General features: G+C 40.2%; 22 protein-coding genes. 8 read left to right on the forward strand and 14 right to left on the reverse strand.

Annotated elements, in window-relative coordinates; translation table 11 throughout:
• Positions 1-146: 146 nt before the first annotated feature.
• On the forward strand, positions 147-1,298 hold the full coding sequence (argE, locus tag J8Z25_RS13480; RefSeq protein ID WP_130050654.1) for an acetylornithine deacetylase: 1,152 nt from the start codon (positions 147-149) through the stop codon (positions 1,296-1,298).
• Between the two features lie 33 nt (positions 1,299-1,331).
• On the opposite strand, the gene panP is transcribed toward argE, so the two are convergent.
• Positions 1,332-2,960: a pyridoxal-dependent aspartate 1-decarboxylase PanP gene (gene panP / locus J8Z25_RS13485; protein WP_130050653.1), complete on the reverse strand. Its 1,629-nt coding sequence runs from the start codon at positions 2,958-2,960 to the stop codon at positions 1,332-1,334.
• 248 nt (positions 2,961-3,208) lie between these two features.
• On the opposite strand from panP, the gene J8Z25_RS13490 reads away from it, so the two are divergent.
• Positions 3,209-5,059, forward strand: coding sequence for a bifunctional diguanylate cyclase/phosphodiesterase (locus J8Z25_RS13490; RefSeq protein ID WP_167658532.1), 1,851 nt, complete (start codon positions 3,209-3,211; stop codon positions 5,057-5,059).
• Here J8Z25_RS13490 and trmB read toward each other — a convergent pair.
• The 8 genes from trmB to folB all read right to left on the reverse strand — a co-directional run bounded on the left by trmB (position 5,056) and on the right by folB (position 11,211).
• A complete protein-coding gene (trmB, locus tag J8Z25_RS13495; RefSeq protein ID WP_130050651.1) occupies positions 5,056-5,721 on the reverse strand; it encodes a tRNA (guanine(46)-N(7))-methyltransferase TrmB in 666 nt (221 codons plus the stop codon). The two genes, J8Z25_RS13490 and trmB, sit on opposite strands and share 4 nt — an antisense overlap.
• Positions 5,721-6,488: an ABC transporter permease gene (locus J8Z25_RS13500; RefSeq protein WP_130050650.1), complete on the reverse strand. Its 768-nt coding sequence runs from the start codon at positions 6,486-6,488 to the stop codon at positions 5,721-5,723. Before J8Z25_RS13500 ends, trmB begins: the two co-directional genes overlap by 1 nt.
• Complete coding sequence (locus J8Z25_RS13505) at positions 6,488-7,417, reverse strand: ABC transporter ATP-binding protein (protein ID WP_130050649.1); 930 nt, start codon at positions 7,415-7,417, stop codon at positions 6,488-6,490. The genes J8Z25_RS13500 and J8Z25_RS13505 overlap by 1 nt, the downstream gene beginning before the upstream one ends.
• Entirely contained in the window at positions 7,414-8,037 is a 624-nt protein-coding gene (locus tag J8Z25_RS13510; protein WP_250661192.1) for a flavin prenyltransferase UbiX, read from the reverse strand. Before J8Z25_RS13510 ends, J8Z25_RS13505 begins: the two co-directional genes overlap by 4 nt.
• Positions 8,038-8,059: 22 nt before the next feature.
• Complete coding sequence (gene mpl, locus J8Z25_RS13515; RefSeq protein WP_250661193.1) at positions 8,060-9,403, reverse strand: UDP-N-acetylmuramate:L-alanyl-gamma-D-glutamyl-meso-diaminopimelate ligase; 1,344 nt, start codon at positions 9,401-9,403, stop codon at positions 8,060-8,062.
• 160 nt (positions 9,404-9,563) lie between these two features.
• Entirely contained in the window at positions 9,564-10,367 is an 804-nt protein-coding gene (locus J8Z25_RS13520; protein ID WP_130050646.1) for an undecaprenyl-diphosphate phosphatase, read from the reverse strand.
• Positions 10,364-10,852, reverse strand: coding sequence for a 2-amino-4-hydroxy-6-hydroxymethyldihydropteridine diphosphokinase (gene folK / locus J8Z25_RS13525; protein WP_130050645.1), 489 nt, complete (start codon positions 10,850-10,852; stop codon positions 10,364-10,366). Before folK ends, J8Z25_RS13520 begins: the two co-directional genes overlap by 4 nt.
• A 2-nt stretch (positions 10,853-10,854) precedes the next feature.
• Positions 10,855-11,211 (reverse strand): dihydroneopterin aldolase, encoded by a 357-nt coding sequence (gene folB / locus J8Z25_RS13530; RefSeq protein WP_167658529.1) that lies wholly within the window; start codon positions 11,209-11,211, stop codon positions 10,855-10,857.
• Between the two features lie 229 nt (positions 11,212-11,440).
• Between folB and plsY the strand changes: the two genes are divergently transcribed.
• The gene (plsY, locus tag J8Z25_RS13535) at positions 11,441-12,043 is read left to right on the forward strand and encodes a glycerol-3-phosphate 1-O-acyltransferase PlsY (protein WP_130050643.1); all 603 of its coding nucleotides are present in this window, start codon (positions 11,441-11,443) and stop codon (positions 12,041-12,043) included.
• A gap of 9 nt (positions 12,044-12,052) precedes the next feature.
• On the opposite strand, the gene tsaD is transcribed toward plsY, so the two are convergent.
• The 3 genes from tsaD to J8Z25_RS13550 form a co-directional block, all read right to left on the reverse strand.
• Complete coding sequence (gene tsaD, locus J8Z25_RS13540) at positions 12,053-13,066, reverse strand: tRNA (adenosine(37)-N6)-threonylcarbamoyltransferase complex transferase subunit TsaD (protein ID WP_054560954.1); 1,014 nt, start codon at positions 13,064-13,066, stop codon at positions 12,053-12,055.
• A 62-nt stretch (positions 13,067-13,128) separates the two neighbouring features.
• Complete coding sequence (locus J8Z25_RS13545; RefSeq protein WP_130050642.1) at positions 13,129-13,719, reverse strand: YjaG family protein; 591 nt, start codon at positions 13,717-13,719, stop codon at positions 13,129-13,131.
• On the reverse strand, positions 13,703-14,068 hold the full coding sequence (locus J8Z25_RS13550) for a putative signal transducing protein (RefSeq protein ID WP_130050641.1): 366 nt from the start codon (positions 14,066-14,068) through the stop codon (positions 13,703-13,705). The genes J8Z25_RS13545 and J8Z25_RS13550 overlap by 17 nt, the downstream gene beginning before the upstream one ends.
• Before the next feature lie 86 nt (positions 14,069-14,154).
• On the opposite strand from J8Z25_RS13550, the gene J8Z25_RS13555 reads away from it, so the two are divergent.
• From J8Z25_RS13555 to J8Z25_RS13570, 4 genes are all read left to right on the forward strand, one after another.
• Positions 14,155-14,562: a DUF2721 domain-containing protein gene (locus J8Z25_RS13555; protein ID WP_130050640.1), complete on the forward strand. Its 408-nt coding sequence runs from the start codon at positions 14,155-14,157 to the stop codon at positions 14,560-14,562.
• Positions 14,563-14,613: 51 nt separating this feature from the next.
• Entirely contained in the window at positions 14,614-16,140 is a 1,527-nt protein-coding gene (locus tag J8Z25_RS13560; protein WP_250661194.1) for a response regulator, read from the forward strand.
• A gap of 119 nt (positions 16,141-16,259) precedes the next feature.
• The gene (locus tag J8Z25_RS13565) at positions 16,260-17,147 is read left to right on the forward strand and encodes a LysR family transcriptional regulator (RefSeq protein ID WP_130050638.1); all 888 of its coding nucleotides are present in this window, start codon (positions 16,260-16,262) and stop codon (positions 17,145-17,147) included.
• Positions 17,148-17,277: 130 nt separating this feature from the next.
• The gene (locus tag J8Z25_RS13570; RefSeq protein ID WP_130050637.1) at positions 17,278-17,898 is read left to right on the forward strand and encodes a 2OG-Fe(II) oxygenase; all 621 of its coding nucleotides are present in this window, start codon (positions 17,278-17,280) and stop codon (positions 17,896-17,898) included.
• Here J8Z25_RS13570 and ubiA read toward each other — a convergent pair whose 3' ends face one another.
• Together ubiA and J8Z25_RS13580 are read right to left on the reverse strand one after the other, a co-directional pair.
• The gene (gene ubiA / locus J8Z25_RS13575) at positions 17,899-18,777 is read right to left on the reverse strand and encodes a 4-hydroxybenzoate octaprenyltransferase (protein WP_130050636.1); all 879 of its coding nucleotides are present in this window, start codon (positions 18,775-18,777) and stop codon (positions 17,899-17,901) included.
• Positions 18,774-19,319, reverse strand: a complete 546-nt coding sequence (locus tag J8Z25_RS13580) for a chorismate--pyruvate lyase family protein (RefSeq protein WP_130050635.1) — start codon at positions 19,317-19,319, stop codon at positions 18,774-18,776. Before J8Z25_RS13580 ends, ubiA begins: the two co-directional genes overlap by 4 nt.
• Positions 19,320-19,520: 201 nt before the next feature.
• On the opposite strand from J8Z25_RS13580, the gene J8Z25_RS13585 reads away from it, so the two are divergent.
• Positions 19,521-19,892 carry a flagellar basal body-associated protein FliL gene (locus tag J8Z25_RS13585; protein WP_372799653.1) on the forward strand — a complete coding sequence of 124 codons (372 nt, stop codon included), beginning with the start codon at positions 19,521-19,523 and terminating at the stop codon, positions 19,890-19,892.
• Positions 19,893-20,063: the final 171 nt, after the last annotated feature.

A 20,063-nucleotide genomic window follows, 5' to 3' on the forward strand; every position in this document is an offset into this window, starting at 1 on the left:
CTAAAGTAATGAAATCAGGTTATCGTCGTTTCGTGTTCATCGTAAAGCTTTACTAATATTTATGCTTAAAAAGTGAATTGATATTCATCATAAATACTTTTACATTGTTATGCAATTAGATTGAATAATTATTTTTGGATTTTTTTATGTCGCTACCCTCTTTTTTATCTATGTATCAGCAGCTAATTGCTGCTCCTTCAATTAGCGCGATTGAAGATTCTTTGTGCATGAGCAATAAAGGGGTTATTACCTTGCTCGCACAGTGGTGCGAAAGCCTTGGGTTTACATGTGAAATCACAGAGCTTGAAAACGGTAAAGGGCGTTACAACTTATTAGCTAGACGTGGTGAAGGAGACGGCGGTTTAATGCTTGCCGGCCATACTGACACTGTACCATTTGATGATAGTCGTTGGAATTATGATCCGTTCAAACTCAGCGAAGATAACAATAAACTTTATGGTTTAGGTAGTATTGATATGAAAGGCTTTTTTGCTTTCGTACTGCAAGCTATTAGCGAACTTGATGCAAGCAAGCAAACTGAGCCTCTATTAATTCTAGCCACAGCCGATGAAGAAACTACAATGGCGGGTGCACAGCAAATCTGCCGTCACCCGAACTTAAAACCTGCACGCTGTATTATTGGTGAGCCAACAGATATGACTCCGGTATTTACACATAAAGGTCATATGAGTACAGCTATTCGCGTAATTGGTCGCTCGGGCCATAGCTCAGATCCTGAACGAGGTTTGAACGCCATCGAAGTCATGCATAAAATGATTACAAAATTGTTAATCATAAAAGAAGAATTAAAGAATAAATATTCAGTAGAACACTTTGAAATTCCGTACCCTACTTTGAACCTTGGCCATATTCATGGCGGTGATAATGCCAACCGCATTTGCGGCTGCTGTGAAATGCATATTGATATGCGACCGTTACCTGGTTTAAGTGTACAAGAACTACAAGCGATTTTGCTTAGTGCCGCAGAGGAAATAAATACTCAATACCCCAACGCAGTGAGTGTTATCGATATGCATGAACCAATCCCTGCGTTTAGCGGAAGTACAGATACTGCACTTGTGAAACTGGCCGAAAAAGTCTCCGGTCAGCCAGCTGTCGCTGTAAACTATTGTACAGAAGCCCCTTTTATTCAACAACTTGGCTGCGAAACAATTGTCATGGGGCCAGGCTCAATTAACCAAGCTCACCAACCCGATGAGTTTTTAGCGATGGAAAAAATCAAACCTTCGCAAGCGATTATCAGTAACATGATCAAAGCTAGCTGCTTTAACGACTAATTAAAAAAGGAGCATCATGCTCCTTTTTTATCACTAACTCATATATTTACTTAAGTACTTTTTAAATACTGGGTCAGTTTTCGCTAGCTCTTTTTGCTCCGCTAAAATATCTTTTAGAATAGCTTTTGAGGTTAATGGATTGGCTAATACGACACGAAAAACCACGGTGGGTTGATGGTCATATTTTGCTGGTGTTAAACGAGTACGAGATACAAAAGAGCGTCCAGCTTCACGCTGGCGCTTTTGCATACTTGCAGTGAAGCGATTCAACGAAGCGTAAATATCTAATTTAGTTTCTTCGTTAGCACCTTTGAGCTTAGCTTGAATTTCTTTTGGAACGTAACGATATGTTAATAGGCACAGCTCAGGTTCAGAGATTAATTCAAAATCTTCATCTTGTTTGATCATTTCGGCAAAAGTGCGCGCTTTAACAATACTACGGTCAATCAACATCTCGTAGCCTTTACGGCCAATAACACGTAAGCAAGCATGCACTAACATTGCCATACCTGGGCGGCTTCCCTCTAATGTATGACTACCTAAATCTTTAGAGCCTTTACGAAGAATATATTCAGCATGATGCTCAATAGCATCTGTCGCAGCGGGGTCTTTAAATAACACAAGACCCGCGCCCATTGGCACATACATTTGTTTATGCGCATCAATAGTAATTGAGTCAGCACGTTCAATACCGCTTAAAAGATGGCGATAGTTTGAAGAAAGTAAGGTTGACCCACCCCATGCGGCGTCCACATGAAAATGACAGCCAAGCTCTTCGCTTAAATCAGCCATTTCATTTAGCGGGTCTATGCTGCCAGTTTCTGTCGTCCCAGCAACACCAACGAGTGCCATTACCTTTATACCAGACGCTTCCAGTTCATGGGCTTTTTTGCGCATAGCATCGACATCAACTTTATTATTTTCGCCTGTCGCAATTGCGACAATGTTATCGCGACCAATACCTAGCAAATCAACAGTCTTGCCTAATGAATAGTGACCTCGCTCAGAAACCAGTACCGCTAAGCCTTTGTAACCATAGTGCAGCATCCCAGCGATTAATCCCTGTGCTGCAATACCTTTATAATCGCCATCGGCTTTCAATAAGCGGTTGCGAGCAATCCATAACGCAGTAATGTTAGCTACGGTTCCGCCTGAGCAAAATGCGCCTAAAGAGGTTTTTGCACTGTGCATCCACTTGCTATAAAAACTCTCAGCTTCGCCATAAGCAAGGTGATGCATCATCCCTAAGACTTGTCTTTCAAGTGGTGTGAATGCCTTTGAAGTTTCAATTTTTACTAAATTTTGGTTAAGACCTACCATTAACTTAGAAAGCGGTAATACAAAATGCGGTAACGCAGAGGTCATATGACCAATGAAGCTTGGTGCAGCCGTATGAACAGAATGAGCAACTAACTGCTCCATAATGTCTTGAGCATAATCAGAAACAAAAGTTGGCTCTTCTGGAATAGTGGCCGTTTGAAAGTCTTTTTCAATTTCGTGCAAAGGCTTTTCAATTGCAGCTATGTTCTCATTCAAGAACCCAGCTAAATTACTAGAAATTTCAGATTCGATTTTACTTAATGTCGAGTCTGGTGCTTCTGGCACCGTAAAAATACGAATCAAGCTTTCTTTAGAGGCGACGGCACAACGCTTTTGATCCATCCTAATACCCATAATTAGCAGCTAAAAATGCACCCGATGATGGAACACCTAAGAGAGCACTTTTGCGGCACTGTTTCTACGAAATTGGCTAACTTTACTGGAATATCACGAAAATGTCTCGTATAAAGCAAAAAAGCCCTAATTTCGATGACAAAAAAGTGAACCGTTAATGAAATTTACGGTTATTTTCTACTATCAGACAAATGTTTTTTTAGTATAATCAAGTGATAACTGCTAAGGGAACGTCTATGCCCAAAGGATTGCAAAAAACCAGTTGGCTACTATATGGCTTCGCCGCATTTTTTATTAGCTTATTTGGTTATATCTATTACACCTATGAAACTTCGCGTAGCGAGATCATGGCGAATATCGATAGTAAATTGTTCAATGCCGCGGTCAGTGTCAGACATATCCTCGGTGATGACTACCACAATATAGTCAATGCAGGTTTACCTATCTCCGCATCAATGTATAAAGAAAAAAGTCGTGCCCTTTCTGAATATGCAAAACAAATGCAACTTGCCTATGTTTACGCCATGGTACTTCGTGATGACAAAGTGTACTTTAGTGCATCTAGTTACACACAAAAAGATCAAAATAATGGTCGTGTTACACAATTTTTAGATGCCTATCCTGAAGCGACTGAACTTAACAAAGAGGCATTTTTTTCTACTGAGCCTGTATTCGAAATTTCAAAAGATCAATGGGGCTATTTTAAAAGTATCTTTGTGACTTTTGTCGATAATAATGGTCACACCTATATCACCGGGGCCGATATAACTATTAGCGATTTAAACCAGCAACTGCAGCAAAGTGTTTCACGAGCGATGATTACCGGCTGCTTTTTTTTCTTTATTGCAGCACTAATTGCAGGGCTCTATTTTTTACAGTTAAAACGCTCGCTCTCAACTGATGCGCGTACAGGTTTTGCAAATCATGTAGCACTTGAATACTACATAAAAAGAACCACCAAGCATCGCATGGAGCTGGCAGTAATTGTTATTAACGAACTAGAAGATATTAGCAGCTTTTATGGCAGTGAAGTTAGCGACAAAGTGATGGCTAACTTGCTTGGCTATTTTCAATTAAGGATACCTAGCGAAGGAGTTGTCTATCGTTTAGCAACCAATAAAATTGCGTTATTGCAAACTCATAGTGATGAACGCAATATAGATGATGTAATTAATGCCTTTAACTATGCTATTCCAGCGTTAAAAGAGCCTTATATCTACGTGAGCTTGTATGCGGGAATTGCCACAGGTAATAAATCAATGCTTATAGAGAACGCCCACGTTGCATTACAGCAAGCAAAACTGAATAATCAACGTATTGTGCGTTATGAAAATATCTTTAAACAAGTTGAAGAGCAATTTAGAAATAACGTTACGCTTGCCAAAGAAGTGAAAGAAGCCTTCGATAACAATCGCATCGTGCCTTATTTTCAAGCAGTCTATGACAGCCAAAGGAAACATATTAATCATTACCAGTGCCTAGCCAGAATGGCCAGTGCCACAGGTCGTATCCATACACCTGATTACTTTATGATGGTGCTGAAACGCTCACGTATGGATGGTCTTTTAAGGCGTACTATGTTTACCCGATGCATTGAGCAGTTTAGAAAAACCAATGTGTGCTGGAGTATCAATATTACCGCACAAGATATTCTTGATCCAAGTTTAAGCGAGTTTTTAGAACTTCAGCTAAGGCGCTACCCGCAGCCCCACAATATTATTTTTCAGTTTTATGAGCGTGATGCCATTGCTTACTTTAGTGAAGTAAAAACCTTTATTAATATTCTAAAAAATAAAGGGGCTCAGGTTATTATCAATGAATTCGGCACGGGCTTTTCAAGCTTGCCACACATCAGAAAGCTCGAAATTGATGGTTTAAAACTTGATAAAGGGTTAGTGAGCCAAATTCATACTAATACAGATAACTATCTGTTTATTGAGAACTTGGTAAAATATGCTCAGCAACTAAAGTTAGATGTGATTGCTGAGCAAGTTGATAACGAGCAAATAGCACAGGCACTTGCTCGAGCAGGTGTTACTTTAATGCAAGGGAGCCACTTTGCACCGCCGACTCCTTACATTCATTAAAGATTAATCACTAAACGATGACTTTGTTGACCACTAGCCCAATATTTACGTTCAAACGGAGTAATTGCAGTATCGCTTTCATACTGCTGGACATCGCACTTATGCCCTGCAAGTTCAAGTGAGCGAGCAAACTCCTTTACGTAAATATCCCAGTTACTCCTAAGCTCTAAACGACCACCTAGTTTAATGATAAACGGGAAGATAGCAGCGCCGTGCCATCTTCTTTGCAAGTGTTTTGCTTTCGGCCATGGATTTGGATACAACAGGTAATGATGGCTTGGTTGCCAGTTTGCAGCGACCGCTAAACGCCAAAAGTCGTTTAAGTCAGCTTGCACTAAAATATACTGCCCTGCATCAGTTTGCTTATATTCGATATCATGTTTATCTAAACGATGTGATGATTTATCAATTCCAATCACTAACGCATCAGGGTGATGTTTTGCTAAGTTAGCGGTACTTTCACCAACACCACAACACGAGTCAAGAATGATAGGTCCGCTAAACGCTTGCACCTTTTCATTGACCTGATCAAAAGCCGCTTGCGTATGCTCTGCAATCGGCTTTTTAAATTCAGCACTTAAGTGCTTTAAAACTATTTCGTCTAGCTTTTCATGTAAGCCAGGTTGATTCGATACAATACTTCTCGAATTTGCATCCGTCATTAGTGTCTAAGCCCCACACCACGTTTAATAAGGGTTAATGCTAAAGTAAATAAACCCACAATAAATAAAGCAAGTACACCAAATGCTACCGATAAGTCGACATCCGACACACCTAAGAAGCCATATCTAAATGCATTTACCATGTAAATAATTGGGTTTACTTGCGATACACCTTGCCAAAATTCTGGCAACAGGCTGATAGAGTAAAACACCCCACCTAGATAGGTCAGCGGCGTTAAAATGAAGGTCGGGATAATACTAATATCATCGAAGCTGTTAGCATAAATTGCGTTAATAAGTCCGCCTAACGCAAACACAGCCGACGTTAAAATAACCGTAGCCATAATCACAAAAATATTATGAATTTGAATATCAACAAATAGCAAAGAGACACAGCTAACAATTAAACCAACCAGCATGCCACGCGTCATACCACCACCCATGTAGCCTAGTACGATAATGTAATTCGGCACTGGCGCAACTAAGAGCTCTTCAATGCTTTTTTGGAATTTAGTCGAATAAAAACTCGAGGCAACATTTGAGTACGAATTGGTGATCACCGACATCATTATCAGACCCGGTACAATAAACTCCATATAAGTAAAGCCACCCATATCACCAATACGAGAACCGATCAGATTACCAAAAATCACAAAATACAGGCTCATCGTGATTGCAGGCGGAACTAGGGTTTGCACCCAAATACGTAAAAAGCGAATACACTCTTTGATCCAAATACTTTTTAGCGCTACTCCATATTTAAACATTATTCGCCTCGCCCTTGTTCTAATAATCCTACAAACAACTCTTCTAAACGGTTTGCTTTATTTCGCATACTAAGCACTGTGTTACCTTGCTCACTCAGTGCACTAAATACATGGTTTAAGCCCTGAGACTTCGCCACTTCAACTTCTAAAGTGTGGTCATCAGTCAGTGTATATTTGTAACCTGCAATGCTAATAGGCTGCACAGGCTGCTTTAAGTCAAGTACGAAGGTTTCTTTATCAAGCTTGGCAAGTAAGGCTTTAATGGTGGTGTTTTCAACAATCACGCCGCTGTCGATAATCGCGATGTTTCTACATAACAGCTCAGCTTCTTCTAGATAGTGGGTAGTCAAGATGATGGTGACACCTTGCTTATTAATCTCGCGAAGAAAATCCCACATAGAGCGGCGTAGCTCAATATCAACACCTGCTGTTGGTTCATCTAAAATAAGCAATTTAGGTTCATGCATCAGTGCACGAGCAATCATTAAACGGCGTTTCATACCACCTGAAAGGGTGCGCGCTTGCTTATCTTTTTTCTCAAATAAACCTAGCTGCTTTAAGTACTTTTCAGCTCGCTCATGGGCCAGCTTTCTTGGTACACCGTAATAACCTGCTTGGTTAACCAAAATTTGGTTAAGTGTTTCAAATTGACTAAAGTTAAACTCTTGCGGCACTAAGCCAAGTTCAGACTTAGCGGCTTCCAAATCTGTATCAATGTCGTGACCAAACACCTGTACACGACCGGCACTTTTGTTCACTAAAGATGAGATAACACCAATGGTGGTTGATTTACCGGCACCGTTTGGGCCAAGTAAGGCAAAGAAATCACCTTGCTGAACTTGTAAATCAATACCTTTTACAGCTTCAACACCATTTTTATAAACCTTTTTTAGGCCTTCAATATTTAATGCGATCGTTTTTTCGCTCACTGTTTGCCCTCTCCATAACCCCAACGCTTCGTCAAAGTATGTTCAATGTTTAAATGATCTAAAATTCGCGCCACCATAAAATCGACCAAATCTGAAACCTGCTCAGGTTGGTGATAAAAACCAGGTGCCGCCGGCATAATCGTTACGCCTAGTCGCGCTAGCTTCAACATATTTTCAAGATGAATTTCGCTAAATGGTGTTTCGCGCGGGACTAAAATTAGCTGACCACGCTCTTTAATAACTACATCTGCCGCACGTTCAAGTAAGTTATCTGATGCTCCCACTGCAATTGCAGAGACAGACCCTGCGCTACAAGGGCAAACCACCATTTTTTTAGGCGCTGCTGAGCCAGACGCAACAGGACTAAACCAATTATCTTTGCCAAATACTTTAAGTTGCTCAGGGGCTGCTTTAAAAAGCGTGCTGAGTTGTTCTGTCGCTTTCTCTTCGTTACCCGAAAGTTTGATATTTGACTCTGTATCAAGCACTACTCGTGCTGCACTTGAGATCAGTACATATACCTGAAACTGCTGTTCAAGTAATACTTCTAACAACCTTAAGCCATAGGGAGCACCTGAAGCACCACTAAAAGCTAATGTTATTTTATCTTTAAATTGCATACAGTTAAGCTCCTGATACTGATTAGTTTTGTTCAAGTGCTGTGATTAAACGCTGATGAATACCTTCAAAACCACCATTACTCATAATTAACACATGTTGTGAAGGCGCGATACTAGCGATGACTTGAGCAATTATATCCTCAGTGCTTGAGCTACAATGCATCCCAGCTTTATCTGCGTATTCTTTTAGCGACCAGCTTAAATTTTCTGGCTCAAATAAATACACTTCATCGGCCGCTTTCAGTGAATCAATCAAGGTTTGTTGATGCACGCCCATTTTCATGGTGTTTGAGCGAGGCTCTAAAATAGCAATGATCTTCTCTGTGCCCACTTTTGCACGAAGCCCTGCTAAGGTTGTTTCAATTGCCGTTGGGTGATGGGCAAAATCGTCGTACACTTTAATCGAGTTGATGTCAGCTTTGAGCTCCATGCGGCGCTTAGGAGAAATGAACTCAGCTAGGCCTGCAATGCTGACAGATACGGCAATGCCTACATGCCTTGCAGCTGCTATCGCCATAATGGCATTTTTCACATTGTGCTCACCCATGGCTTGCCAGCTGACAACGCCTTGAACTTGTGAATTTAATAACACTTCAAATTCACTACCATCTGCTTTAAGTAAACGGTAATCCCAATCGCCAAAGAGTGTTTCACTCTCGCTCCAAAGGCCTCGTTCAATCACATCTTGTAGAGCTTCGTCTTGGCTAGGCCAAATAACTTTGCCACTACTAGGTAGTGTACGCATCAAGTGGTGAAATTGTTTTTTAATCGCGTTTAAATCTTCAAAAATATCAGCATGATCAAATTCGAGATTATTTAGAATTAATGTGCGCGGTAAGTAGTGCACAAACTTACTACGTTTATCGAAAAAAGCAGTGTCGTATTCGTCGGCTTCAATAACAAAAAATGGTGTTTCGCCAATACGAGCAGACACACCAAAGTTTTGAACGATACCACCAATCAAAAATCCCGGCTTCATTCCCGCATATTCTAATAACCATGCCAGCATACTGGCTGTGGTTGTTTTGCCATGGGTACCCGCTACGGCTAAGACCCAGGAGTTTTGCAATAAATTATGTTTTAACCATTCAGGACCTGACGTGTAAGGCAAGCCTTTATCAAGCACGTATTCAACACAAGGGTTGCCACGGCTCATAGCATTACCAATTACTACCATATCGGGCGCGGGATCTAGTTGGCTAATGTCATAACCTTGGGTTAGGGTGATACCTAGCTCTTCTAATTGTGTACTCATCGGCGGGTACACATTTTGATCAGAGCCTGTCACGGTATGACCTAACGATTTAGCGATTGCGGCAATACCACCCATAAAGGTGCCACAAATTCCAAGAATATGAATATGCATCTACTGTCCTGAGCAAAATGAATGAGAGTTAAAATAAAGCGTTATAATGCCAAATATAAGCTTTACTTACCATTACTACACGGCAATAGACTTTTGCCAAATAGCCAACATAAAAAACACCTCAATTTGAGGTGTTTTTTAATTGAAGTGAGCGCCTATTTTACAGCATTAAGAATGCAAACAAACCAACGCCTAATAGTAAGCGGTAGATAACAAATGGCATCATGCCCATGCGCTCAATTACTTTTAAGAAAAAGAAAATACATGCATACGCTGATACAAATGATAATGCAGCGCCTAATAAAATAGCATGCCAATCAATCGCTTCACCCGCTGTTGCCAATTGATACACATAATATGAACCTGCAGCTGCAATAACCGGAATCGACATTAAAAACGAGAAACGCGCAGCACTTTGCTTGTTAAGACCCAGCATTAAACCCACTGTAATGGTAATACCAGAACGCGATGTCCCCGGAAATACCATCGCTAGCACTTGCGAAAAACCCAGTAATAACGCACTAAAAAAGTTTACTTGGTAAATATTCTTAACTTGTTTTGCTTTAGCATCGGCATACCAAAGCAGTAAACCAAATACGATAGTCGAGGTTGCAATAACCCAGGCATTACGTGAGTAGCTTTCTACAAAGTCTTTAAATAGGTAACCGATTAATAATGCAGGAATAGTCGCAACAATAATCCACCAACCTAAACGGCTGTCATCAGTTGCGCCTTGTGATCCAAACGATTTAAACCAAGCGCCAAGAATATCCACTACTTCTTTACGAAAATACAGTACCACGGCACCTAAAGTACCAACGTGAACCGCCACATCAAATGCTAAGCCTTGGTCGTGCCAGCCTAAAACTTGTGAGGGTAAAATTAAATGTGCTGAGCTCGAAATAGGTAAAAACTCAGTCAATCCTTGAATTAAGGCTAGAACAATTATCTCAATAATACTCATGGGTTAGAAAACTCCACCTTCCATAGTTTTTGTTGCGGATTGTTATAATTTTTCCATAGTTCAGCTAAAGTTAGCTTAGCTACGGGATGAAAAAAGTTAGGGGCTACTTCAGCTAATGGCTGTAGTACAAACGCATTTTTGGTAATTTCGTCACGAGGTAACTGCGCAGGCGAGTCGCAGATAATGTCATCATAAAACAATAAATCTAGATCTAAAGTGCGCGGGCTAAATTTTTTATCCTCGCGGGTGCGACCGTTATCAAGTTCAATCTTCTTCAGAAGTTTACACAGTTCGGTTAATGGCATATCTGTTTGAGCAGCAATCACAGAGTTATAAAAATTGTTCCCTGCAAAGCCAACTGCCTCACTCTCATAAACTGACGAGTGTTTATAGTCAGGAAAGTAAGGCTTTAGGGCAATAAGCGCCTGTCTCAGGTAGTGCTCTTTATTAACATTAGAGCCAAGACTTATAAAAATTTGCGCCATAATCAGTTAGCCTTACGACGGGTGATTTCGACTCCCACCGTTTTAGCTTGTGGTACCGCAGCCGGCTTACTCACACGAATAGTCACTTGACTGGTCGCAAACTCACTAAGGATCATTGCAGCCAATTGCTCAACTAAGGTCTCAAGTAACTCAACAGGCTTTGCCGTAGTATGCTCAATAACTCGCTCGCTCACTTTGGCATAATCAAGTGCTAAATTTATATCATCCGTCGCCGCAGCGGCTGAAATATCACATAACATTTCGATATCAAAATACAGGCTTTGTTTACTTTCTTTTTCAAAATCATACACGCCAATGATGGTGTCTACATGTAGTTGTGATATATATACCTTGTCCATTGATACTCCAAGTGACATAAATATTTTAAAACAATACTCATCCTAAACGCTTATTGATTTCAATAATGCGCTATATAAGCTGTCATACTGTTTTAATATATAAAAATTACCCCTACAATAACGGATAGATGCATTGCAATATGGTGCGTACATTCTACTCGATGAGAGCGGCAGATGGTTTTGCCGCCAATGATAGCCCAAAAGTGCAGATTAAAAAATAAGGAAGCGCGTGTTAGAAGTTTTAATGTTAGTTTTAGCTTACATACTGGGATCGGTCTCTTCCGCTATCCTTGTATCACGGCTGTTTAAACTACCAGACCCACGCAGTCATGGATCGAATAACCCTGGTGCAACAAATGTTTATCGCCTAGGCGGAAAAGTCCCCGCTGTTTTAGTTCTTGTCTTTGATATTTTAAAAGGGACGATCCCAGTTTGGGGTGCCTACTTTTTAAAAATAGATCCTCTAATGTTAGGTCTAATTGGTGTAGCAGCCTGTCTAGGGCATATGTACCCACTGTTTTTTAGTTTTAAAGGCGGTAAAGCGGTTGCAACTGCCTTTGGTACTTTATTACCTATTGGTTTATCGCTAGGTGGGATGTTAATTGCAACCTGGATCTTAATTGTTGCTATCACGCGTTATTCATCACTTGCGGCACTGGTAACAGTTTCATTAGCGCCTCTTTATACCTGGTGGATAAAGCCCTTGTATACTTTGCCTGTTACCTTTCTAACCGTACTGATAATTTTCCGCCACAGAGCAAATATTACTCGCTTGATGGCTGGGGAAGAACCTAAAATAGGGGCTAAGAAAAAAGCCCCTGAACAAGAGTAGTGCTATAAATTAAAGCGCTTCGAGTGAATCAATAGGCCAGCGTGGCTTAGTTTTCATATCGAGGCTCGCGAATTGACCTGCTTTCAAACGCTGCATACCTGCATAAGCAATCATTGCACCGTTATCTGTACAAAACTCTGTGCGCGGGTAATACACTCGCCCTTTCATACCTTGCATAACTCGTTCTAGTTGAGCACGTAATTGCACGTTAGCACTCACGCCACCAGCAATAACTAAACGTTTGATACCTGTTTGTTTTAAAGCTCGTTTACATTTAATAATTAGGGTATCAATAACAGCTGTTTGAAATGCATGGGCAATATCTGCTTTAGTTTGCTCATCGTCATCGCTATCACGAATAGCGAGCGACGCTGCTGTTTTTAAACCACTAAAACTAAAATCTAAGCCAGGTTTATCGGTCATCGGACGCGGGAACACAAAACGCTCTGGTGTGCCTTGCTCAGCAAGCTTTGCTAAACGTGGACCACCTGGATAATCAAGGCCTAACAACTTCGCTGTTTTATCGAATGCTTCACCTGCAGCGTCATCAACTGACTCACCTAATACTTCATACTCACCAATACCAGATACTTTAACCATCATGGTATGACCACCAGACACTAAAAGCGCGATAAACGGAAACTCTGGTTTGTCTTCTTCTAGCATTGGCGCAAGTAGGTGGCCTTCCATATGATGCACAGCGACTGCTGGAATATTCCAGCCATAAGCCAGTGAGCGACCAATTGAGGTTCCCACCAAGAGTGCACCAACAAGTCCGGGCCCTGCGGTGTAAGCAATACCATCTAAGTCTTCTGGACCACAGCCAGCTTGCGCAAATGCCGCATCAATTAAAGGTAAAGTTTTACGTACGTGATCGCGTGAAGCTAGTTCAGGGACCACGCCACCGTAATCGGCATGCACTTTTACTTGGCTATACAGTTGATGTGCTAATAAGCCTTGTTCATCATCATAAATGGCAATACCCGTTTCATCACATGATGATTCAATACCTAAAATTCGCATCAATTACTCCGCCAAGAAAAAACAAATGCGCATTTTACAGTGAAAATACGCATTACTGAATATTAAATTGCAATACCAATGTTGGTTTGGCCATCAGAAACCGCTAGTTGTTTAAGCTCTTTTACGTTCTCTGAAGTAATTCGGCCCATTTGCTCTACAAAATCAATAAGCTCTGCAAGCACATCAATTTCATATTGCATTAAAGGGTGTTCACGGACAGCTTTGTTGTCTGCCACTTCACCATCTACTGTTAGTTGGTACTCAATAAAGCGAGCCACTGAAGCCTGTGAAATTTTACTAATATTCAAAAACTCTTGTTCATCTTTAGCTATTAAACCGTGCAGCATACCAAGCAGAGCTGTAGCAGTATCAATTGCCGGATAAGCCCCAAACATATCAAAGTCAGTGAGCTCTGGCACATTCGGTTCTATTTTTTCAATTTGCTTTTCAAGGCTGATCTTACTTTTTGGCAGTAATATTTTTTCCCAGCAGACACTAAGTGCGCTTCGAAAAACCGCTGCATCACCAAACCCTGTTGCTTCACTAAATAAGCTGTAATTAGGCAGCATACGCTCAAGTAAAGCTCCACCTAACACTGCTTTTTGCAAATAGTTTAATTCTCTAATACGTTGAAAATTATTCGCTTTCGTCATTCTTTACAGTCCCACAAGACCAACATATTTCAAATGTTGCTCCGTTAAGCTCAAGACACTTAGGGCATACCCAGTCAGGAGCCGATTGTTTTAATTGTCGGTAGTTTAGCAATATTTCTTGCGCCTGGCGCTCTTTTAATGCGTAAACAAGTATATCAACCCCCGTTTGTTCAAATGGGATCTCCCCAAGTGCTCCCTGTAAAAGCTCACCTTGTAATTGAGATTCTATCCCCTTACTTTGTAAAAGCCCTTTAATAATATTTGCTTCTAAGCCATTTTCAGCTTGAAATACTTTCACCCAAGAAAATGGGTCCGGCTTGTTTGGTTGATTTAAATTCTTGTTTTGCAAATCACTTCTCTTTTACTTTTTTATCTTTAAATCCTAAACTACGCTAGCAATTGACTTCGCTGCAACGCTTATTTCAAGGTAACCATATGACTTTAACAACACCGGGATTGTTATTCCCTGCAATTTCTTTACTGTTACTTGCTTATACCAACCGCTTTTTGGTGCTTGCTCAGCTTATTCGAGAACTCAATGCACGTGAAGGGGAAAGTATCCGCCCACTGGTTGTTGCACAAATTACCAACTTAAGAAAACGTATCAAACTCATTCGGGTGATGCAGGTCTATGGCGTTGCCTCTTTTCTCATGTGTACTTTATCGATGTTTGCATTATTTATAGAGTTTAATACCACTGGAATCATTTTATTTGGGAGCAGCCTCGCTTGCTTAGCCTTGTCTCTTCTAACCTCTTTGTATGAGATCCACATCTCCTGCCACGCTATCGAAATCGAATTGAAGAATATCGAAAAAAAACCAGTTTCAGATAAGGCAGAGTAAATTTCTGCCTCTATACTTATTGTATGAGATACAACAATAAGTGGTGTTTTTGTGGATGATTTCTTATTTTCTGAAGAACAGTTAGAAGAAAATAATATAGAAACTGAAGAACCTGAATACTGGCATATTCTTGTTGTTGATGATGAAGAAGATATTCACCAAGTTACGAAACTAGTATTAGCTGGGTTCAGTTTTGAAAATAAAGGTCTGCGCTTTTATGACGCCTATTCTGCGGCCGAAGCAAAAGAGTTTTTAAAAAAAGATATTCCCTTTTCTGTTGCCCTAGTTGATGTGGTAATGGAAACCAACCATGCTGGTCTTGAGCTTATTCAATTCATTCGCGATGAAATAGAAAACCACGATATTCGTTTAATACTGCGCACAGGCCAGCCCGGTGAAGCCCCTGAAGAAGCCATTATCCGCGATTACGACATCAACGATTACAAAAATAAAACAGAGCTCACCGCGATTAAAATTAAAACCCTGCTCTACTCAGCCTTAAGGGCACATCGTGATATTCAAATTATTGACCGCCATAAGCATGGTCTTGAACAAATAATTAATGCTTCAGCAAATTTTTTAAAATGTGACAGTGTTCATGAGTTCGCCTCAACAATTTTAAGCCATGTCACTAACGTGATGGGAATTAATGATGCGCAAATCTATTGTGCTGCGGCTGTTAACTTACAATCGTCTCCAGCAAAAGATTTCCAGCTTCTTGCTGCCTCAGGCGTAGGTCCTACACCACAGCAAAATACCATTCCAGATGAGGTAAAAAACTTATTTATAGATGCACATGAGCGTAAGTCATCACTAAAAACAAGCAATGATTACATTGGTTACTTTCCTACCAAAGCTGGCCTAGAAACCATGCTTTATGTACATAAAGGTAGTAAGTTGCAAGCAACAGAGCATCAACTGTTAGAGTTTTATGCCAATAATATCGCGCTTGCTTACGATAATTTAAAACTCAGAGAAATGGTAAAAGAATCACAAAAAGAATTGTCGTACATTCTCGGTGAGGCTGTAGAAAAACGCTCTAAAGAAACTGGTTCCCACGTTAAACGTGTTGCTTTATATAGTGAACTGCTTGCTCAGCTTTCAGAACTAAACCCATTTCAATGCGAAATCATTAAACTTGCCTCACCTTTACATGACATAGGTAAGATCAGCATTCCCGATAACATTTTAAACAAGCCTGGTAAACTCACTGATGATGAGTGGGAAGTAATGAAAACCCATGCAGAAATCGGCTACGAAATATTAAAAAATTCAAGTAACGAGATATTGACATGTGGTGCTTTAATTTCCTACCAGCATCATGAAAAGTGGGATGGTTCAGGATATCCGCAAGGTTTAATAGCAGACGATATCAATATAGTTGGCCGTATCACCGCCCTAGCAGATGTATTTGACGCGCTTTGCAGCGACCGTTGTTATAAGAAAGCATGGCCATTGGATGAGGCTTTAACGCTTATAAAAGATCAACGCGGGAAACATTTTGATCCAATTCTTGTCGACTTATTACTTGAAAATTTACCACTTTTCTTAGAGATTAAAGATCGTTACCCTGATTAGATGTAACTTTTCTGTAAAACACTTCCCAAAAAAGGTACAATAATTTACTATGCCTTCCGTGAAGTATAATAATACCGCCTATATGTAAAAAGGCTTACTTATAACAAGGGACTATTAAAGTGAGATTTGAACAACTTGAACAATTTGTGGCACTAGGCGTGCTGAGGCATTTTCGCCAAGCTGCAGAAAAAACCCAAATCAGCACTTCAGCGTTAACTCGCAGTATTCAGACGCTTGAAGATGAAATTGGCTATGAGCTAGTTACCCGCTCTACACGCTCAGTTAAGCTAACCAAAGAAGGTGAACTTTTCCTTGAGTACGCTAAACAAACCCTCGACAACCTTGAAGAGACCAAAAAACGTTTATTCGAATCTTTAAACGGTTGCACTAACGAAAAATTAGTTATCGGTTATACCAATAAAGCTAGCACGGTTGTTCCTGTTTCTTGCGGCCAATTTTTAGCGCAGTATCCACATGTAAAAATCGAGATGCAGTTACAAGAACAAAGCGAGCTTGTGCGTAAACTGCAGTTAGGTGAAATTGATATCAGCGTATGCTCGCAAGCAATGAACAGCATTGGCAGCGATATTCATTTACCCGATCAACTCATTATTTTTGTGGCTAAGAACCACCCACTTGCCAATAAAAGCGATATCAGTAAACGCGACTTTGCTGACTACCCAATGTACAGCTGCTTTTCTCAATCAAAACAGGTTCAATCTATGCTGAATGATGCAATTGAATCTTTTGATAAAACATCAAGTATAAAAGTAGGTAGCATTGAGCAAGTAATGGATGGCCTTAAAAAGTCAAACCACATCGCAATAGCCAGTATTGAACACACAAGTATTGTCTCTTCAGACCCAGATTTACTGTTATTGAAAACCAATAAAGGTATCGCACACGAGCAGCTGGTGATCCAAACTAACCAACAAATCAATGAAAATTCTCATGTTAGTCATTTACTTGACCTCATTGAAAAAACGGCGTTAGCAAGCCAAAGCTAAAAGCTATTTTATATGCTGTTAGCCTGTAATGAATCAGGCTAGCCCCCCCCCTTTTTTTTATTGCATAAAAAGCGTGCATCGCACATTTTTTCATATACACTTACTCACCTTTTTTTGATTGTGCATATGAATGACCGCACCACTAATTTCCGACTCTTATTTAGATGCCATCGAACAGGCTGGCTATGCTGTTGTTGAAAACGCCATTGATGAAAACCTAATCGCTGATTTAATTGCTGATTGCTATCGAATTAACCCACATTTTCATACTGCTGGTATTGGCCGTTTAACCGACCAACAAATAGATAAAACCGTGCGAAAAGATAAAACTTTTTGGTTCGATAGTTCAAGCCAAGCACAAATTACCTATCTGGCGACCATGGAAGCGATAAAAACACAGTTAAACCGTAGCTTTTATTTAGGGTTATTCGACTATGAATGCCACTATGCAAAGTATCAGCAAGGTGACTTTTATAAAAAGCATTTTGATGCTTTCAAAGGCCGTTCGAATCGAATTTTCACAACGGTTTGTTACTTGAACACGCCAGAATCAGGTGGTGAATTGGTAATTTACAAGCCAAAAAGTAAAGACATTGAAATTGTCATAAAGCCTCAAGCTGGTTTGCTGGTTATGTTTGAAAGTGAGCGCTTTATGCATGAAGTATTACCGGCACACGATGTTCGCTATTCCATTGCTGGTTGGTTCAGGAAAAATGCCTCAATCAGCGGTATTATCGACCCACCAAGGTAATTAAAATGGCAGTGGCAAGGATGCTGCTAAACCAATAAAAACCACCAACCCGACATAGTGGTTATTCAAAAATGCTTTAAAGCAAGGGTCTCTCTCTCGATTATGAATAAGCGTTTGTTGATAGAGTAAAAAACCAATCGCTGCAATTAACCCTAGCCAATAAGGCAAAGCAAGGTTGTTACTCTTACCAATGTAAGCAAGAATCATAATAAACAAAACATTGAGTAAAAAGATGATATGTCTGTCATAGCTGGCAAACAATATTGCCGTTGATTTAACACCAATTTTTAAATCATCATCTCTATCAACCATGGCATACATGGTGTCATAAGCCACAGTCCATACAAGATTAGCTGTAAATAATAACCAAGCTTCTAATGGTACAGAGCCAATTGATGCCATATAGGCCATTGGAATAGCCCAGCTGAATGCAGCACCAAGCACAACTTGCGGTAATTGGGTGTAACGCTTCATAAATGGATAACAAAACGCCAGAGCTAAAGCACCAAACGACAGTAAAATGGTTGGCAATCCGAGTGTTAACACTAAACCAAACGCTACCACGATAAGCAATACAAACAAGCTCAAAGCTTCACCACTTGATACCAAACCTGCTGCCAGCGGTCGCTGGGCTGTGCGCTTAACTGAGCCATCTATTTTACGATCGGCAAAGTCATTAATTACACAGCCGGCACTGCGCATCACAAAGACACCCAAACTAAATACCACAAAATTTAATAAGCTCGGTGTGCCAAGCTCAGCAAGCCACAGCGCCCAATAAGTTGGCCACAACAATAGTAAAGTGCCAATTGGCTTATCGGTACGCATTAACTGTTTATAGTAAGGTATATGTGCGACCTTAAGTGCAGCTAGCTTCATAGGTAAATATACGCTCCAGGTAAGAATACTTCAGCCACGAGAAAATGAGCATTAGATAAGCTAAATACACTGCGTCTTCCCCACAATGGTTGTGAAGAGTAGCCGATTTCAGCTGTTAAAGCTTGAATAGCGTGCTGCTGTGAAAACTCAGCAACTTCGATTTCAGTTCGCGATAAGCTTGGGTCTTGAAAAATAACATCGCCAAGCGGTCTTGTTCCCATACTTAGCAACTGTTGCTTTTTTAATGTATCATCCGCTGGCAACCAGCTTTGAGCATAAACCATTGGTTTACCATCACACAGAAGTAAAACTTCACGGTTTAATGCCTGACTTAAAGAAGTATTTAATAACGCTTGTTGCTCGCAGGTTAAGTCAAAAGGTGCTTCGTTTAAAACTTCAACTGAAAAAGCCTGACAATGACTTTTAAGCTTAGCCGTTAATGACCCAGCTTCAAGCAGCCAACCTTGCTGTTGTTGCGTCAAATCTGGAAATGCTGAAGCAGGCTGCCAATTTGCAGCTAGTGAAACTGGGAATGTGATCACAACGACTCATTATTTAAAAAAAACATGCAAATGATATCATCGCTGCACGTTTCGAAAAAGTCATGATTTAATCTCAAGCAAGGTTAAAAAACACAGAACAGCCTGTATCTTAGGTGAATTTGGGTATAGACTAAAAGTCATTGAAAGGGTGGAATATTCTTAACTATGAAAAAGTCATTGTTATCAATTTACTTGATAAGCATGCTGCTTGTTAGTGCAATAACAAGTTGCTCTGTGCGGGCTGAATCAAATGTTGGCTACTTTGGTTTTGAGCCTGACATCATCACCAACTACATAGGCCAAGGTAATAAAAAGCTTGGATATGTACGTATTACGGTGGATCTGATGCTTAATGATATGTCAGATATTGCTGTGGTAGAACACCACACTCCGCTATTGCGTGATGCGATTGTTGAAATACTCTCTAAAGAGCCAGAAGAAAATATTAAATCGCTTACCGGCCGCGAAGAAATCAGAAAGCGCTGTACCGAGAAGCTAAAATCACTACTAAAACAAGAAACAGGACAAGAGATTGTCCGAGAAGTGTTATTTACTAAGTATTTATATCATTAATTGTAAAATGGCGGCATTAGCCGCCATTTTTATACCAATCCGCTTAATTAAGTAGTCTATTTTGAGGCAATAAAACCTCGTTGATAACAAGGCAAAAATTTCGTTATTTAGTTGTTCTAAATGAGAAATTTTTAACGCAGTTAGCGACAGGTTTAATCCCTCAAAATGATT

Source organism: Pseudoalteromonas sp. SCSIO 43101 (genome assembly GCF_023650775.1).
Classification (GTDB): Bacteria; Pseudomonadota; Gammaproteobacteria; order Enterobacterales; family Alteromonadaceae; genus Pseudoalteromonas; species Pseudoalteromonas apostichopi.

Excerpts from the sequence above, each read along its gene's own strand:
- argE (WP_130050654.1), top strand. The coding sequence starts at position 147 with ATGTCGCTACCCTCTTTTTTATCTATGTATCAGCAGCTAATTGCTGCT.
- panP (WP_130050653.1), bottom strand. The coding sequence starts at position 2,960 with ATGGATCAAAAGCGTTGTGCCGTCGCCTCTAAAGAAAGCTTGATTCGT.
- J8Z25_RS13490 (WP_167658532.1), top strand. The coding sequence starts at position 3,209 with ATGCCCAAAGGATTGCAAAAAACCAGTTGGCTACTATATGGCTTCGCC.
- trmB (WP_130050651.1), bottom strand. The coding sequence starts at position 5,721 with ATGACGGATGCAAATTCGAGAAGTATTGTATCGAATCAACCTGGCTTA.
- J8Z25_RS13500 (WP_130050650.1), bottom strand. The coding sequence starts at position 6,488 with ATGTTTAAATATGGAGTAGCGCTAAAAAGTATTTGGATCAAAGAGTGT.
- J8Z25_RS13510 (WP_250661192.1), bottom strand. The coding sequence starts at position 8,037 with ATGCAATTTAAAGATAAAATAACATTAGCTTTTAGTGGTGCTTCAGGT.
- mpl (WP_250661193.1), bottom strand. The coding sequence starts at position 9,403 with ATGCATATTCATATTCTTGGAATTTGTGGCACCTTTATGGGTGGTATT.
- J8Z25_RS13520 (WP_130050646.1), bottom strand. The coding sequence starts at position 10,367 with ATGAGTATTATTGAGATAATTGTTCTAGCCTTAATTCAAGGATTGACT.
- folK (WP_130050645.1), bottom strand. The coding sequence starts at position 10,852 with ATGGCGCAAATTTTTATAAGTCTTGGCTCTAATGTTAATAAAGAGCAC.
- folB (WP_167658529.1), bottom strand. The coding sequence starts at position 11,211 with ATGGACAAGGTATATATATCACAACTACATGTAGACACCATCATTGGC.
- tsaD (WP_054560954.1), bottom strand. The coding sequence starts at position 13,066 with ATGCGAATTTTAGGTATTGAATCATCATGTGATGAAACGGGTATTGCC.
- J8Z25_RS13545 (WP_130050642.1), bottom strand. The coding sequence starts at position 13,719 with ATGACGAAAGCGAATAATTTTCAACGTATTAGAGAATTAAACTATTTG.
- J8Z25_RS13555 (WP_130050640.1), top strand. The coding sequence starts at position 14,155 with ATGACTTTAACAACACCGGGATTGTTATTCCCTGCAATTTCTTTACTG.
- J8Z25_RS13570 (WP_130050637.1), top strand. The coding sequence starts at position 17,278 with ATGACCGCACCACTAATTTCCGACTCTTATTTAGATGCCATCGAACAG.
- ubiA (WP_130050636.1), bottom strand. The coding sequence starts at position 18,777 with ATGAAGCTAGCTGCACTTAAGGTCGCACATATACCTTACTATAAACAG.
- J8Z25_RS13585 (WP_372799653.1), top strand. The coding sequence starts at position 19,521 with ATGCTGCTTGTTAGTGCAATAACAAGTTGCTCTGTGCGGGCTGAATCA.